Here is a 15129-nt window from a genome sequence, read left to right as displayed (position 1 = left end):
TGGGGAGGACAGACTGCAGTGACGCTGACACAAAAATCCGGCCATCTGGCCTGGTGCGCCCTGACCGCGCTTGCCCTTGCCCGCCAGGACGGCGCCGTATGTTCTGCCACTCAGGAAAATCTCTTTCTGACCCGCTGGCTGGCGACCGCCCTGAAGCAGCGCCGCTTTCCCCGTGAGGTGGCACCCGACATCGAATGGCTGCTGAAACAGGGGCGGCAGTATGGCGTGGGCGCCAAGCTTGCCGGCAAGCTGGACTACCTCTGGCGCTCTTGCACCGGCGCGCTGTCTGAACAGAACGACCTGTTCCGGCTGACCTATGCCCTGGAAACCGCGAAGGACATGCACTGGGCATACCGGCTGCTCAGTGACCGGGAGTGGTCGGGACGCCATGCCGCGGCACTGAACCCTGAGGTAAATGGTATCTACGTGTCCCGGACCAGCCTGGATGCAGCGTTTGACGACAGCGGCTGGCAGGTCAGCCCGCTGATGGCGCGCCTGACCGGGCGGGTGAAGGGGCTGGAAACGCTGTTTAACCGCTGTGGATGGCAGATGACCGGTGACAGTCCGTCCGGCCTTTATGCGCTGACGGCAGAAAATTACCATTTAACAGAAACATAGATAAAATCAGTACAGCAACTGCTCTCTTTGACTGACCGGAATAACGGCGTTTACTGACTACAGTGGATGTCTGACGCAAAGGAGTGAAAGATGGAGCGTGAAGCAATACTGCAGGTGCTCAACGCGAACCCGGACAACTGCATCCGGGCCTTTCACCGCGGGCACCCGGGCTGTTCCGGGTATACTGAGGGCGCATCTGATAAGGCGCTACACAACAGTTCTAATGAGCGGGCAGCAACCGCTTTGACATGATAAAAGTACTGTGAGGAGGCCGCGAGTCTATTTCTGCTCATTAAATGGCCGGAGCGCGCTTGCTACATCTGACCGGTGATTTGAAAATAAAAATCCTTATGGTGTCTGTCTGGTTATCCGAAGCGTGCGAATGTGAGAGTGCAAGAAGGGTTGTTCCATTGAAAATGGCATGCCTGCTTTAGCCCGTCTTGTCAGATTTATTCCAATGAGTATCAGCCTCCTTGGCAATGTACTTTGCTGAATGACGCTTAAGCCCGGCCAGATTTCATCACCAGATGGTCATAGCCTTTGCGGCGATAATTCAGCACCGAGATGCCCCAGGAAATTACAAAAATCCCCACAGCCACGTAACCCACACTGCCCATATTGTCGTTAAGCTGGCCGATCCCCGTCCACAGTCCGCCTTGCATATCCAGCTTATCCGCTATCAGCCCGAGCGCTTCCAGCCCGCCGATAAACAGAGCGATGATCACACTGGTGGCGGTAATCGTGATGTTGTAATAGAGCTTACGCACCGGTTTATCAAATGCCCATCCGTACGCGCCGACCATAACAAAATTATCCAGCAAATCGACCAGCGCCATGCCGCAGGCAAACAGGACCGGAAACACCAGAATGCTCCACACTGACATACCAGAAGAAGCACCCGCTGCAGACAGACCCAGCAGGCTGATTTCGGTGGCAGTATCAAAACCCAGCCCGAATAAAAAACCCACCAGATACATCTGCCAGCTTCTGTTGACCAGATTAAATGCGAAATGAAAAAGCCTGCTCATTACGCCACCGTGTACCGCGAGCAGAACATCCTGCGACACATCGGTGTTGCCCTGTTTTACCTGCTGGAAACGGCGGTAAACATCGCGCAGGATCAGCGCATTCAGTAGCGCCATCAGCAGCAGAAACAGGGCCGAAATCAGCGTGCCCATTGACCGGCCAAAATCATGTAATCCGCCAATTTTATCGCCAAAAACCAGCGATGTGGCGGCAATAGCCACACAGGCCAGTACTACGATGGTCGAATGCCCGAGTGAGAAAAAAGCGCCGACGGCAACCGGACGCTGTCCCTGCTGCATTAATTTGCGTGTCACGTTATCAATAGCAGCAATGTGATCGGCGTCGACAGCGTGGCGCAGACCATAGCCATAAGCCAGCAGTGAGGCCGCCATCAGCGCTGCGCTATGATGGAAGACTATCAGCGCCCAGCCCCAGGCCGCTAAATTAGCTGCGATCAATCCGCATAACAGCCAGCCGGCACGGCGGTGAGTGTGAAAAAAATCACGGTTTATCATGATAATCCTTATGCGTTAATGAAAAGCCCGGATGCTGAAGGCGGGCACAGGCGATAACCGCCTGGCCGAGCGCCAGCCCGCCATCGCCAGCCGGCACCTTTTGGGGCATCAGGACCTGAAGAGGGGCTAAATAGTGAGGCAGAAGCTGTCGCAGTAGCCGGTTGTGCAGTACGCCACCGCCCAGCGCGACGGTGGTGATGCCGTGGCTTCGCGCCTGATGACGTGCGAGGGCGGCAAAGCCCTGCGCCAGCGCATCATGAAAGGCAAACGCCCGCTCGGCGGGTGCGGCCTGCCAGTTAAGCCATTGCCGCCAGAACGTTGCGAGATCTAACAGGATTTGCTTACCGGTGTGGAGCAAAGGCAGGGTGACCGGATGCAACGCACCCTGCGCGCTGCGCGCCAGCGTCTCCAGACGACAGGCGGCTTCGCCTTCCCAGCTCAGACTTGCGGGTGCGCAATGAAGGGCCGCGGCGACGGCATCAAATAAGCGCCCGCAGGACGAGGCCCGTGGCGCATTGATTCCGGCGCTAATCGCCTTTGAAAGCGGCAACCACGAATGCGATAACACAGTGTCCGCTTCAGGGCGCGTCTGCCAGTCCGGCACAAACGCCTGCCAGTGCGCCAGTAAGTTACGCCAGGGTTGCCGTGCGGCACGGTCACCGCCCGGCAAGGCGACGGCAGGGAGCCCGCCTGCATGCTCACAGTGCAGGTAATCCACCAGCAAACACTCCCCGCCCCATAACGCCCCATCGTCACCATAGCCGAGTCCATCCAGCGCCAGTCCGACCACTCTCCCGCCGTCCAGCGGCCAATCATGTTCTGCCAGACAGGCGGCGAGATGCGCATGATGGTGAAACACCGCCATCCTGTTGATTGTCGGGCGTTGCGGCTGACAGTAGCTGACGGTGTCAGGATGCGCATCACAGACCCTTATCTCCGGTGTACAGTCATAGAGCTGCTGAAAATGTGCAATGGCCTGTTGCTGCTGGCTGGCAATATCGCTGCGGGTGAGGGAGCCAAAATGCGGACTGAGAATGGCCTGACTGCCGCGAAGCAGGCAGAAGGTGTTTTTGCATTCACCGCCCAGCGCCAGCAGGGGGTACGGGCTGTCAAATCCGGCGGGCAGAGTAAGGGCATCAGGCACGTAACCGCGCGACCGGCGCAGCATTTCGCTGCCATGCTCCGTTACCCGCAGCAGTGAATCATCAGCGCGCTGCACAATGTCGCGATTATGCAACAGCCAGAGGTCGGCGATATCCTTAAGTTGATCGCGCCCCGTCTCATTGGTCAGTGCGGGCGCACAGCCGTTTGCATTGCCGGAGGTCATTACCAGTGGGGTCTGACAGGCCTGCATCAGTAAATGGTGCAGAGGCGTAAACGGCAGCATCAGCCCGATTTCATCCAGGTCCGGTGCAACCGCCGCACACAGTGGTGACCGCGGATTTTTCGCAGTCAGCACAATAGGTGCGGCTGGCGATTGCAGCCTCTCGCGCAGTCTGCCTTGCGCGTGGATATCGCTGCACTGCGCCAGCCAACTGATGTCCGGCAGCATCACAGCCAGCGGCTTAGTCGGACGCTGTTTGCGTTGACGCAGACGCAGCACTGCCGCCTGCTGTGTAGCATCACAGGCCAGATGGAAGCCGCCCAGCCCCTTAATGGCAACGATTTTTCCTGCCTGGATCGCCATCGCCGCCTGTGCCACTGCTGCCTCGTCCTGCGCCAAAACGTCGCCATGGTGTAATGTCGCGCTGACGCAAGGGCCGCAGTGTGGACAGGCGATCGGCTGGGCGTGAAAGCGCCGGTCGGTCGGGTTGTGATACTCCCGCTCGCAGGCCGGACATAGCCTGAACTGCGCCATGCTGGTCAGCGCGCGGTCGTAAGGCATGGCACGGATCAGCGTAAAACGCGGCCCGCAGTGGGTACAATTGGTAAAGGCATAGTTAAACCGGCGGTCGGTTGGTCGGGCCATATCCTGCAGGCAGGCCGGGCAGGTTGCCGCGTCAGGAACCACCTGGGTATTCATCCGGCTGTGACGGCTATCAGCGATAGTGAAATTTTGCGGCGCTGTCTGCCAGACGAAATCATCGACATTCAGGCTGTCAATATGCGCCAGCGGCGGGCAGTCACGCCGTAACTGTTCTGTCAGCGCGTCGACGCTGACGGGTTTAAGTAGCCTGATTTCTACGCCTGCGCTGTCATTGCTGACCTCACCACGCAGCTGCAGCTGGTGTGCCAGCTGCCAGATAAATGGCCGGAAACCGACCCCCTGGACTTTGCCGTAAATGCGGATACGTATGCCGGAAACAGACATGACTCTCTCATTTCCTTACGATTCGGGCGGCAACCCGGCAGCCACTGTGACCCCGAACCACTGATGAGTATCAGCTCTTCGGGATCGCGTTGTGCGCTACTGTGCTGCGACGCGAACATGATGATAAGTACGCGTCAGGACGCCCTGGTGAAATTAAATCCCGCTTGCGGGGATCAGGTCTTCAGCGGCGCTGCGCAGGCGGGCTTTCATGTCGCTGTAAGTCTGATGTGCGTAACTTTCAGCCCAGCGTTGATCGGCGATCGGTTCGACTTTCACTGCGCAGTATTTGGTTTCAGGCGTTTTAGAGATAGGGTCGAGGTTATCCTGCGTTAGTTCATTGCAGGCGCCGATCCACCACTGATAGGTCATGTAAACCGCACCGGCATTAATACGTTCGTTGTAGTTGACGCGTGAGATGACTTTGCCACGGCGTGAGGCTACCCAGACCAGTTGCTGGTCACTGATAGTCAGCGCCTGTGCATCGCTCGGATTCATCTGCACGAAGCCAGGTTCGTCAGCCAGCGTTTGCAATGCTGCACAGTTGCCTGTCATGGAGCGACAGGAGTAGTGGCCGACTTCGCGTACGGTACACAGCACCAGCGGATAGCTGTCGTCCGGCAACTCAGCCGGCGCGCGCCACGGCGCGGCAAATAGCTGACCTTTACCGGTTGGAGTATCGAAGTGGTTATTGGCATACAGGTAGGGCGTGCCTGCGCTGTCAAGCGTGGTGCATGGCCACTGAACGTGGCCCAGCTCACCCATTTTTTCATAGGTCGCGCCATAGAACAGCGGGCATAAGCTGCGCATTTCATCCCAGATTTGTTGATTATCGCGGTAATGCATCGGATAACCCATCTGCGTCGCCAGCAGGCTGATGATCTCCCAGTCGCGTTTGACGTTACAGGTCGGTTCGATGGCCTTCTCAAAGCGCTGAAAGCCACGGTCGGCGCAGGAGAAGACGCCACCATGTTCACCCCATGACGTGGCCGGTAAAATAACATCCGCCTGTTCCGCGGTTTTGGTCATGAAAATGTCCTGTACAACCACAAAGTCCAGCGCGGCAAAGCCTTTGCGCACCAGACCCAAATCCGCCTCGGTCTGAAGCGGATCTTCGCCCATTATGTAATAGGCTTTAACCTTGCCTTCGAGCGCCAGATGCGGAATTTCGGTGATGCGGTAACCGATGTCGGTATCCATCTGATTGACGTCAATCCCCCAGGCATCGGCGAATTTCGCCCGCACGTTCGGGTCGGTAACCGACTGATAGCCGGGGAATTCATTCGGCAGCACACCCATGTCACAGGCACCCTGCACGTTATTTTGCCCGCGCACCGGGCCGACGCCGACGTTGGCCCGGCCGAGGTTGCCTGTCAGCAAGGCCAGCCCCGCCAGGCCTTTTACCACGTCAACGGCCTGGCCAAACTGAGTCACGCCCATGCCCCACATGATGGTGGCTGAAGGCGCTGCGGCGTAGGTGCGCATCGCCTGACGGATTTGCTGTGCGGACACGCCGGTCTGTTCCGCTACCGCTTCCGGGGCGTAATCCGCGACATTTTTACGGTATTCCTCAAAGCCTTCGGTGTATTTCGCTACATAGTCGTGGTCATACAGATCTTCTTCGATCAGCACATGCGCAAAAGCATTTACCAGCGCCATATTACAGCCGTTTTTGATTTGCAGATGCTGATCGGCAATACGGGCGGTTTCAATGCGGCGTGGGTCGCAGACAATGATTTTCGCGCCTTTCTCTTTAGCCTTGATCACCCGGCGTGCGACGATCGGATGGGAATCTGCGCAGTTATAGCCGATCACCAGCAGACATTTTGAGTTCTCGATATCGCCGATAGAATTACTCATCGCGCCGTTGCCAAGCGTCGCCTGTAAACCCGCCACGGACGGGCCGTGGCACACCCTGGCGCAGCAGTCGACGTTGTTAGTGCCAATCACCGCTCGGGCAAATTTTTGCATGACATAGTTAGTTTCATTGCCGGTTCCGCGCGAGGAACCCGTGGTCATGATGGCGCGCGGACCGTGTTTCTGTTTGATCTCCGTCAGGCGCTGTGCGGTGTAGCGAATGGCTTCATCCCAGCTGACGGCTTCGAACTTTCCGCCTTTGTGACGGCGGATCAGCGGCTGTGTCAGGCGCGGGGTCAGCAGTTTGGTATCATTGAGAAAATCCCAGCCATAATAGCCTTTCAGACACAGTTCGCCCTGATTGGTAACGCCATTCGCCGCTTCGGCGCGAATAATTTTTCCGTTATCCACCACCAGATTCAATTTACATCCAGCGCCGCAGTAGGGGCAGACAGTCGTGACTTTTTTCATTGGAAGGTTTCCTTAATCCGGGGTTAAAACAGCAGCGGAGAAGTGTTGTCGAGCGCCGCGCGGCGACGTTTTTCTGCGTTCATCTCCTGTAACTGGTTACGATCGATAGCGAACAGGGCGTTGGTCGGGCAGATGGCCAGACAGGCCGGGCCTTCAGTCCGGCCATGGCACAGATCACATTTGTGCGCTTCGGCTTTATCCGAAGTAGCCGCCATCGCGGCGCCGTTCTGGCGGAAAATCGGTTTTGTCACCACTTCCATTGCGCCGTACGGGCAGGCAACCACGCAGGTTTTACACCCGATGCAGCGTTCCTGCAGCACCTGCACATGGTCGGCTGAGCGAAGAATGGCACCATTGGGGCAGACGTTGGCACAGGGTGCATCTTCACACTGGCGACACATCACCGGGGTACTGAGGTTGACGCCTTTTATCACGTGCAGACGCGGTGCGAATGTCGCGGCGCTGAGCAGCGAGATGTCCTGCGAGTCGTTATGCGCCATCACGCAGGCAATTTCACAGGTACGGCAGCCGATGCATTTTTTGGGATCGGCGATGATGAACCGGTTCATGAGTAATTAGTCCCTAAGCTATTGGTTTTAGCTACTGGCTATACATAAAGCGTGCCAGCTCGTGTATTTAATATTTTTCTATTAGATTCATTGGTTTAATTTGAAAGGTTGCGCCGCTGACGAAATTTTTCACTAATGTCATCTTTGCGTCGTCACCGTATCGTCAGTTATGTCGAAAGACTGAAAGGAGCGATCCCAGGACCAGTTTCAAGTCGTGGTAACAGCTGATGCAGGCGGCTGATCGCCTGTTCCACAGCGGTACTCATCGGGTAATAAAACGCGACGACGTCGGGCTGAATACCGACAAAGGTGATCTGCGGGATGTCCTCGCGCAGTTGCTGCATGAGAAAGGTCAGCGGCAGATTGTGGGTAGTCATCATGAACATGTCGGCGATATCTTTCTCGGCAATAATGCGCATTTCGCCGGGCGCCAGCCCCATATCGGTAGCATCAGCAATCACCAGATGTTGTGGATGCAGTTCGCGCAAATAGCCGATGTCGTTTTCAGGTGCCGCGCCGCCGTCCACCACCGTCCAGCCGGGAAGTGGTTTTTCCGCGCACAGTTCGGCCAGACGCGGACCGGCACCGTCGTCGCCCATCATGCTGTTGCCCACGCACAACAGCGCGTAGCGGGGAAGGTTCTCAGGGTAATCAGGCATCGTACCTCCTGACCATCAGGTACATGGCGGGGTCATTTTCAATTTGCGCCAGCAGGGCGATAAGCTGTTCGCTCCATCCTTGCTGTTGCACCGTCATTTGCGGGCTTGCATCGCGCAACGCCAGTGCCAGCAAATGCGTGTGGCTGCTGTCGATAGTAATCTCGCCAAATCGCTGAACACCCGCCAGTTTGCGGCGGGCTTCGCTGCTTTCGGGCAGACAGTCGATCCAGTGCAGATAGCCATCGAACGGGCATTCGAGTCGCGATTGCAGACAGTCGATCACCCCGAGGTGATGGCCGATAGCCAGGCTGTAATAAATCACTTCCTGCACTTTCTGCGCTTTCTGCGAGCAGCGTTTCTGGGCGCTTTTTTCATCAACAAACTTGCTGCTCAATGAATAGAAAATCACTTTGTTTTTGTCAGGCGCATGACCAGCATAGGACTGATGGCGCGCGTAGCGCTGGTCGTTAACGGAAGTCATCACAGACGCACCTCGCCATGCAGCACCTGATGATAGATATGTTGCAGATTGCCGATGATTTCGCTCAGGCGCAGGTCACCCTGTTCAGCCAGATAGGCCGATACACGTTGTTCTACCGGCTGTAAACCGGGCGCAGCGACGATTTCCATAAACTGATCGGCAATCTGGCGGCCATAGCGGTAACCGGCCATGCGGCGCGCTTCGCGATCCAGCAGCACGCGTAACGGTTGCGGCAGGTCGGGATGCAATAAAGTAGCCGGTTCTGCGGCAGCTTCGTCATGCTGCTGCCCTTTGATTTTTTGATCCAGCAAACCCAGCGCCATTGCAAATCCATAAATGGTCGCCGCCGGTGTCGGCGGGCAGCCGGGGATATATACGTCCACCGGCACGATTTTGTCGGTGCCGCCCCAGACGCAATAAAGGTCGTGGAAAATGCCGCCGCTGTTGCCGCATGCGCCGTAAGAAATACAGATTTTCGGATCTGGTGCCGAATCCCAGGCGCGCAAAGCGGGCATACGCATTGCGCGGGTGACCGCACCGGTGAACAGCAAAATGTCAGCATGGCGCGGCGATGGGACGACTTTGATACCGAAGCGTTCAGCGTCAAACAGGGGTGAAATGGCGGCAAAAATCTCAATCTCACAGCCGTTACAGCCACCGCAGTCCACACGATAAACGTAGGCGGAACGGCGGATGCTGTTCAGCAGGGTGGATTTCAGTCTGGTGATACTTTCATCCAGTGTAACAGGCACCGGCAGACCCTTTTCGTCACGCGGCGCAATCGGATTATGACTCATCAGCGAACCTCCGTAGTCATATGGCGGCCAATATCGATGCGGTCGCTGGGAGAAAGACCGTGCATTTTTTTGCACGCCGGACAGGTTTCATACTGCACACGGCGATCGCTGATCTGACGGTCGCTCAGCGCGGCGCTTTCCTGTAACAGGCTGAGCGCAAAGTCGATTTCCTTTTGCACGGCGTAAGGTTTACCGCATTCCCGGCAAGGGCAGACCGGGAAATCAGCGGTCTCAAACAGGTCTTCTTTGCACCAGACCGCCAGCTCGAACGCCTGCGACAATGTGATCGCCGCCGTCGGGCAGACTTCCTCACACCGGGCGCAGAAAATGCAGCGCCCTAAAAACAGCTGCCAGCGGATCGTTTCGCCGTCTTCTGCCGTGGACATGGTCAGCGCGTTGGAAGGGCAGGCATTGGCGCAGGCGCCGCAGGCGATACACTGCTGCGCGGTGTATTGCGGCTTACCACGAAAATTGGGGGCTAAATCCATCGGCTCGAACGGATAACCCACCGTTGCCGTGCCGGTTTTGAGCACTTTTTTGATCAGTTTCAGCATGATTTGAGCGGCTCCTTAAAGCGGCGAATTTTTGCGTTCGATGCCGTAACGTTCGATCTCTTTGTAAGGCACGACGATGGACGTTTTCTTGCGCACATCAACCACCGTCATGCGGTCGGTGCAGGAATAGCAAGGATCGAGACTGCCGATAATCAGCGGGGCGTCGGAAACGGTATTGCCGCGCAGCATGTAGCGCAGCGTGGGCCAGTTGGCGTAAGTCGCGGCGCGGCAGCGCCAGCGGAAAAGCTTCTGGTTATCCCCTGTCATGCTCCAGTGAATGTCGTCACCGCGTGGCGCTTCGGCGAAACCCAGGGCAAAACGGTGCGGAATATAGTTAAAACCTTCAACCGCCAGCGGACCGCCGGGCAGGCTTTGCAGGCCGTACTCGATCATATTCAGCGCATTAAACACTTCGTGAATGCGCACTTTCAGACGGGAATAAACGTCGTTACCGGTTTCGCTGAACAGTTCAAACGGCAGTCTGGCGTAACCGGCATAGGGATGATCCTGTCGCATATCACGGCGGTGACCGCTGCCGCGCACCATCGGACCGACGTTGCTGAAATCGCGCGCCACCTGAGGATCCAGAATGCCGACGCCGATGCTGCGCTGTTCCGTATTTGGCGTGCTGAGCAGAATATCCACCAGCTCGTTCAGGTCGCGACGCATAACGCTCGCCAGCGCAAGGGTGGCAATCATATCGTCTTTTAATATGTCGCGACGGATGCCGCCGATCAGGTTCATCCCGTAGGTTTTGCGCGCACCGGTCAGGATTTCCGCCATTTTCATCGACTGTTCGCGGATGCGGAAAAACTGCATGAAACCGGAATCAAATCCGACAAAGTGACAGGCCAGTCCGAGGTTTAGCAGATGGCTGTGCAGGCGTTCCACTTCCAGCAAAATGGAGCGGATCATCTGGGCACGTTCCGGCACTAAAATCCCCATGGCGTTTTCGACCGACGAGGTATAAGCCACGCTATGCGTGAAACCGCAAATGCCGCACACGCGGTCAGACAAAAACGTTACTTCGTTATAGCCCATGCGGGTTTCGGCCAGTTTTTCCATGCCGCGATGCACATAGAACAACCGATAATCGGCGTCGATAATGTCTTCGCCATCAACGAACAGACGAAAGTGACCCGGTTCGTCAGAAGTGACGTGCAGCGGACCAATTGGCACGATTTTGCTGCCTTCTTTGGCCTCAGAAATAAACGGATAGGTTTCTTCATCCGTGGTCGGTGCCGGGCGCTGACGGTAATCCATTGCATCTTTACGCAGCGGATAGAGATCGTCCGGCCAGTCATCCGGCAGCACCAGACGGCGTTCGTCCGGCAATCCGATCGGGCGCAGGCCGTACATATCCCGCACTTCACGTTCGCCCCAGACCGCCGCCGGTACGCGCGGCGTCACAGACGGGAATTCCAGTGAAATCGGATCGACTTCTGCGCGCACGGTGATCCAGCACTTCATGCCTTTTTCCATCGACAGCACGTAATAGAGCGCGTAATTACCACACAGCGTGCGTTCATCATTGCCGAACAACACGGAAAGCCAGCCACCCTGTTGGTAATAAAGCCATTCGACCACTTCCGGCAGCCAGTTCAGACGGATGGTTACGGTCGCCTGTGTGTCGGTCTGCCATTCACTGCCCAGAATCGCCGACGGAAACTGTTTTTCCAGCGCGGCCAGATACGCGTTGCCGACCGGGTTTTGATTTAATGCGGGATTGAACTCACTCATTGCAAAGCCTCTTCCCGCTGTGGCGGGATTAGAAAAAGGTCAGGTCAGCCAGCGACCAGCCAGGAAACCAGCGCCAGAAACGCCAGTCCGAAGCCCGCCCACGTGGTGCGGGAGGTTTTAAGAAAGCGCAGACGCGCGACGCTGTTCTCGATAAGCGCGACCATAAACACGGCGATCAGCAGTTTCAGCAGACAGACCACAACGGCAGTCAGCAACGCCAGCGGTGCCAGGTTTTCCACCAACCCGAACGGGAAGAACAGGCCGAGGAACAGCTGCAACACCACCAGCTGTTTCAGGCTGATGCCGATTTTCAGCACGCCCAGCGCCGCGCCGGAGTATTCGGTCAGCGGGCCTTCCTGTAACTCCTGCTCGGCTTCAGCCATATCAAACGGCAGCTTGCCCATTTCGATATAGGTGGCGAACGCACAAGCCAGACCGGCCAGCGTCAGAGTTAAGGAAGAGGACAGCGGCCAGTGCAGAACGCGGGCGGCAATCGCACCAAGTGACGTGGAACCGGCGACCAGCGCCGCCATCCACAGACCGAGCAGCAGAATCGGCTCCACCAGAACACCGAGAACGGCTTCGCGGCTGGCGCCAATGCCGGTGAAAGTGCTGCCGGTGTCGAGTCCGGCGATGGCAAACACAAAACGCACCACGGCAAAAAGATAAATCACGGTGATCAGGTCACCCGCCGCGCCCATCGGTGACATCAGCGTCACCATTGGCAGGGCGGTGGCGATGACCAGTAAACCGCCAGTCAACAGATACGGCATACTGCGAAACGCCATGCCTGCTGCTGCGGGCGCGACGCTCTGACGCTGAAGCAATTTGGCGATGTCACGGTATTCCTGTAATACGCCGGGACCGCGCCGGTTGTGCATTCGCGCACGCATCACGCGGCTGAAACCGGCAAACAAAGGAGCGACAGCCAGCAATGTCACCGCCTGAATTAGCGCCAGCGGCCACAGCGAACCGGCCAGCAGGGAAGGAAAGTTCATAGTCAGTTCCTCAGGCAAAAGCCACGACCAGTAACACGGCCAGTTCGATGAGCGCCAGACGACGGCAGAACACCCCCAGCCAGCCACGGTGCAGGGCTGAAACCAGTGACACCGGTGTCGCATGACTGCGCAGACGGTAAAGCGGGGCAAACATCACGCGCAGCGGCTGGGCGAAACCGGTCGCCGTCACCACCATGTCGGCGGAGTGCGCGTAACCACAGGCCCAGGCATCGCCCCGTGAACGATTTGGCAGCCGCGCGCCGCGCAGAACTGCGGCGATAAGCCACGGCACTAACGGCATTCCCAGCAGCAAAATGGCCACCATCGGGGCAGACACCGCGGACGTCGGCGAGAATGCCACGCCATGCTGTGCAGTCAGTAAAACTGGCGTGTTCAGAAGGGAGACAGCAACGGCGGAGAATTGCGGAATAATCCACGGTGAGGCAACACCGGAAGTCACGCACAGCAGCGCCAGCAGCACGGTACTCAATGTCATGGCGCGCGGTGCCGGTGTGGCGTCTGCCGCTGCCTGACTGCGCGGTGTGCCGAGGAAAGTCACGCCAAACACTTTAGCAATACACATCAGCGCCAGCGCGCCGGTCAGTGCCAGACCGACCGCCAGCAGCGGCCCCATCAGGCGGGCGATAAAGACGTGGCTGCTGCTCAGCTGGAACAGGGACTGATACAGCAGCCATTCACTGGCGAAACCGTTTAACGGCGGCAGCGCGGCCATCGACATCAGCGCAATCAGCATCGCACCCGCTGTCCACGGCATCAGACGGGCAATGCCGCCGAGTTTTTCCATATCTTTAATGCCAGTCTGCATTTCAATTTGACCGGCACCCAGAAACAGCGCTGTTTTAAACAGGCCGTGATTAAACAGATGGAACAGACCCGCTAGCAGCGCGAGTGACGCCAGAACCGGCAAATTCAGCGCCACGCCGGTCATTGCACCACCAACACCGAGCAAAATAATCCCGATGTTTTCCAGCGTGTGATAGGCCAGCAGGCGGCGGATATCGTGCTCCATCAGAGCATACAGCCCACCGATAAATGCGGTCAGGACAGCCAGAAGCAATACCATCAGGCCCCACCAGAGTGGCGGTGCGCCCAGCAGATCCAGTCCGACTTTTACGATGCCTATAATGCCGACTTTCATCAGTGCAGAAGAGAACAGGGCGGCGGCGTGAGCGGGCGCGCTGGAATGCGACTGTGGCACCCAGGCGTGCAGCGGGATAATCCCGGCGTACAGCCCGAAACCGGCCAGCGCCAGGAGGAAGGTTGCCGATTTAATGCCCGGCGTGAACGCCGCATGGCGCAGCACCTCAAAATTGACGCTGCCGCTGGCGTGATGCAGCAGGGCGAAGGCAAGGATCAGACACAGTGTGCCGATGCGGCCGGATAAAAACTGATTCAGACCGGCACGGCGGCTTTTCACATCGTCGGCCTGAACAATCATGAAATAGGCGCACAGGGCAGCCATTTCCATCATCAGGATCAGTTCCACGGCGCTGGCCGACATTGCCGCCGCCGTCAGAGCGGCCATCAGCAGATTGCACATCAGACCGGTGCGGGCGCGCTTAGAGGCACAGACATTCGTCAGCCACGCACAGGCATACAGGCTGCACATCAGTGCGGTGACGGACATCGCCAGCAGGATTAACGCATTCAGCGCCGTCAGTTCTGCGTTAAAGGGCAGAACCGGGAGTACGGCCTGAACCGTTGCTCTGCCCTGCAAAATCTGTATAGCGGCCACGATGACGCACAGCGCCGCGACCATGCTGCCTGCACCAAAAATCAGGCTGCTGACTTTCGTTATGACAGCAACAACCCAGCCACCCACGCCGCTCAGCACCCAGACCAGCAGCGCCAGCGTCAGTAACGACGCCGGTTCACCGGTTAATAAAGTCGTCATTATTTAGCCTCCGTATCAGGGGCATTCAGTGAGTTCAGTCCGGCGGGGAAAGCGTTCATGGCATTGAGGCGTTTTTGCTGGCTGGAATATTCAGCCAGGCTGGGGGTAATCAGTGTGATGGCCTGTGTCGGACAGGTTTTAATGCATGCCGGACCTTCAGGGCTGAAGCTGCATAAATCGCATTTCACCGCCACGGCGCGAAGCCCCGGTACGCAGTCGAGAAACGGGCTGACGGCACGCGGTGCACGTGGGGTGGGCAGCGCTTTTGAGGTATTGCAGTCGCGTGGAATATCCAGCGGTGTGCTGGCGGAAAACGTAATCGCTCCGAACGGACAGGCGATACCGCACAGCTTGCAGCTCACACACAGACTCTCGTTAAGATGGATGGCGTCGTTTTCGCGGGTGATGGCATTCACCGGACAAACCTGCGCGCACGGCGCGTCTTCACACTGATGACACATCACCGGCACTGAATCCAGGCGGTTACGCATGACCTGCAAACGCGGTGCAGATTGTAAACCGTGGCGCAGATGCTCCTGAGAACAGGTGGCCATACAGGTATTACAACCGATACAACGTTTCGGGTCGGCTATCACATATTGATTCATGGCTGTATTAGTG

At 57.4% G+C, this 15129-nt stretch carries 13 protein-coding genes; 1 reads left to right on the top strand and 12 read right to left on the bottom strand.

What is annotated here, in order from left to right:
* Positions 1-18: 18 nt before the first annotated feature.
* Positions 19-618 carry a DUF2913 family protein gene (locus tag K6R05_RS21835; protein ID WP_222925889.1) on the top strand — a complete coding sequence of 200 codons (600 nt, stop codon included), beginning with the start codon at positions 19-21 and terminating at the stop codon, positions 616-618.
* 500 nt (positions 619-1118) lie between these two features.
* Here the strand turns inward: K6R05_RS21835 and K6R05_RS21830 are convergent, their stop codons facing one another.
* From K6R05_RS21830 to K6R05_RS21775, 12 genes are all read right to left on the bottom strand, one after another.
* Complete coding sequence (locus K6R05_RS21830) at positions 1119-2159, bottom strand: HoxN/HupN/NixA family nickel/cobalt transporter (protein WP_222925888.1); 1041 nt, start codon at positions 2157-2159, stop codon at positions 1119-1121.
* Positions 2146-4470 (bottom strand): carbamoyltransferase HypF, encoded by a 2325-nt coding sequence (gene hypF / locus K6R05_RS21825; RefSeq protein WP_222925887.1) that lies wholly within the window; start codon positions 4468-4470, stop codon positions 2146-2148. The genes K6R05_RS21830 and hypF overlap by 14 nt, the downstream gene beginning before the upstream one ends.
* A gap of 153 nt (positions 4471-4623) precedes the next feature.
* Positions 4624-6795: a formate dehydrogenase subunit alpha gene (gene fdhF / locus K6R05_RS21820; protein ID WP_222925886.1), complete on the bottom strand. Its 2172-nt coding sequence runs from the start codon at positions 6793-6795 to the stop codon at positions 4624-4626.
* 23 nt (positions 6796-6818) lie between these two features.
* Positions 6819-7364, bottom strand: coding sequence for an electron transport protein HydN (gene hydN / locus K6R05_RS21815; protein ID WP_017802627.1), 546 nt, complete (start codon positions 7362-7364; stop codon positions 6819-6821).
* A gap of 167 nt (positions 7365-7531) precedes the next feature.
* Positions 7532-8023, bottom strand: a complete 492-nt coding sequence (hycI, locus tag K6R05_RS21810; RefSeq protein ID WP_222925885.1) for a hydrogenase maturation peptidase HycI — start codon at positions 8021-8023, stop codon at positions 7532-7534.
* Positions 8016-8504: a formate hydrogenlyase maturation HycH family protein gene (locus K6R05_RS21805; RefSeq protein WP_222925946.1), complete on the bottom strand. Its 489-nt coding sequence runs from the start codon at positions 8502-8504 to the stop codon at positions 8016-8018. The genes hycI and K6R05_RS21805 overlap by 8 nt, the downstream gene beginning before the upstream one ends.
* Positions 8504-9301 (bottom strand): NADH-quinone oxidoreductase subunit B family protein, encoded by a 798-nt coding sequence (locus K6R05_RS21800; protein ID WP_222925884.1) that lies wholly within the window; start codon positions 9299-9301, stop codon positions 8504-8506. Before K6R05_RS21800 ends, K6R05_RS21805 begins: the two co-directional genes overlap by 1 nt.
* Complete coding sequence (locus tag K6R05_RS21795) at positions 9301-9855, bottom strand: formate hydrogenlyase complex iron-sulfur subunit (RefSeq protein WP_222925883.1); 555 nt, start codon at positions 9853-9855, stop codon at positions 9301-9303. The genes K6R05_RS21800 and K6R05_RS21795 overlap by 1 nt, the downstream gene beginning before the upstream one ends.
* A 15-nt stretch (positions 9856-9870) precedes the next feature.
* Positions 9871-11595: a hydrogenase large subunit gene (locus K6R05_RS21790; RefSeq protein ID WP_222925882.1), complete on the bottom strand. Its 1725-nt coding sequence runs from the start codon at positions 11593-11595 to the stop codon at positions 9871-9873.
* Between the two features lie 44 nt (positions 11596-11639).
* Positions 11640-12593 (bottom strand): respiratory chain complex I subunit 1 family protein, encoded by a 954-nt coding sequence (locus K6R05_RS21785; RefSeq protein WP_222925881.1) that lies wholly within the window; start codon positions 12591-12593, stop codon positions 11640-11642.
* 10 nt (positions 12594-12603) lie between these two features.
* The gene (locus K6R05_RS21780) at positions 12604-14508 is read right to left on the bottom strand and encodes a proton-conducting transporter transmembrane domain-containing protein (protein ID WP_222925880.1); all 1905 of its coding nucleotides are present in this window, start codon (positions 14506-14508) and stop codon (positions 12604-12606) included.
* The gene (locus K6R05_RS21775) at positions 14508-15116 is read right to left on the bottom strand and encodes a 4Fe-4S dicluster domain-containing protein (RefSeq protein ID WP_222925945.1); all 609 of its coding nucleotides are present in this window, start codon (positions 15114-15116) and stop codon (positions 14508-14510) included. Before K6R05_RS21775 ends, K6R05_RS21780 begins: the two co-directional genes overlap by 1 nt.
* Positions 15117-15129: the final 13 nt, after the last annotated feature.

Origin of the sequence: Pantoea alfalfae (assembly GCF_019880205.1) — a bacterium.
Classification (GTDB): domain Bacteria; phylum Pseudomonadota; class Gammaproteobacteria; order Enterobacterales; family Enterobacteriaceae; genus Pantoea; species Pantoea alfalfae.
The sequence above is the reverse complement of the archived record's forward strand: the minus strand, read 5'-3'. Positions and strand labels throughout refer to the sequence as shown.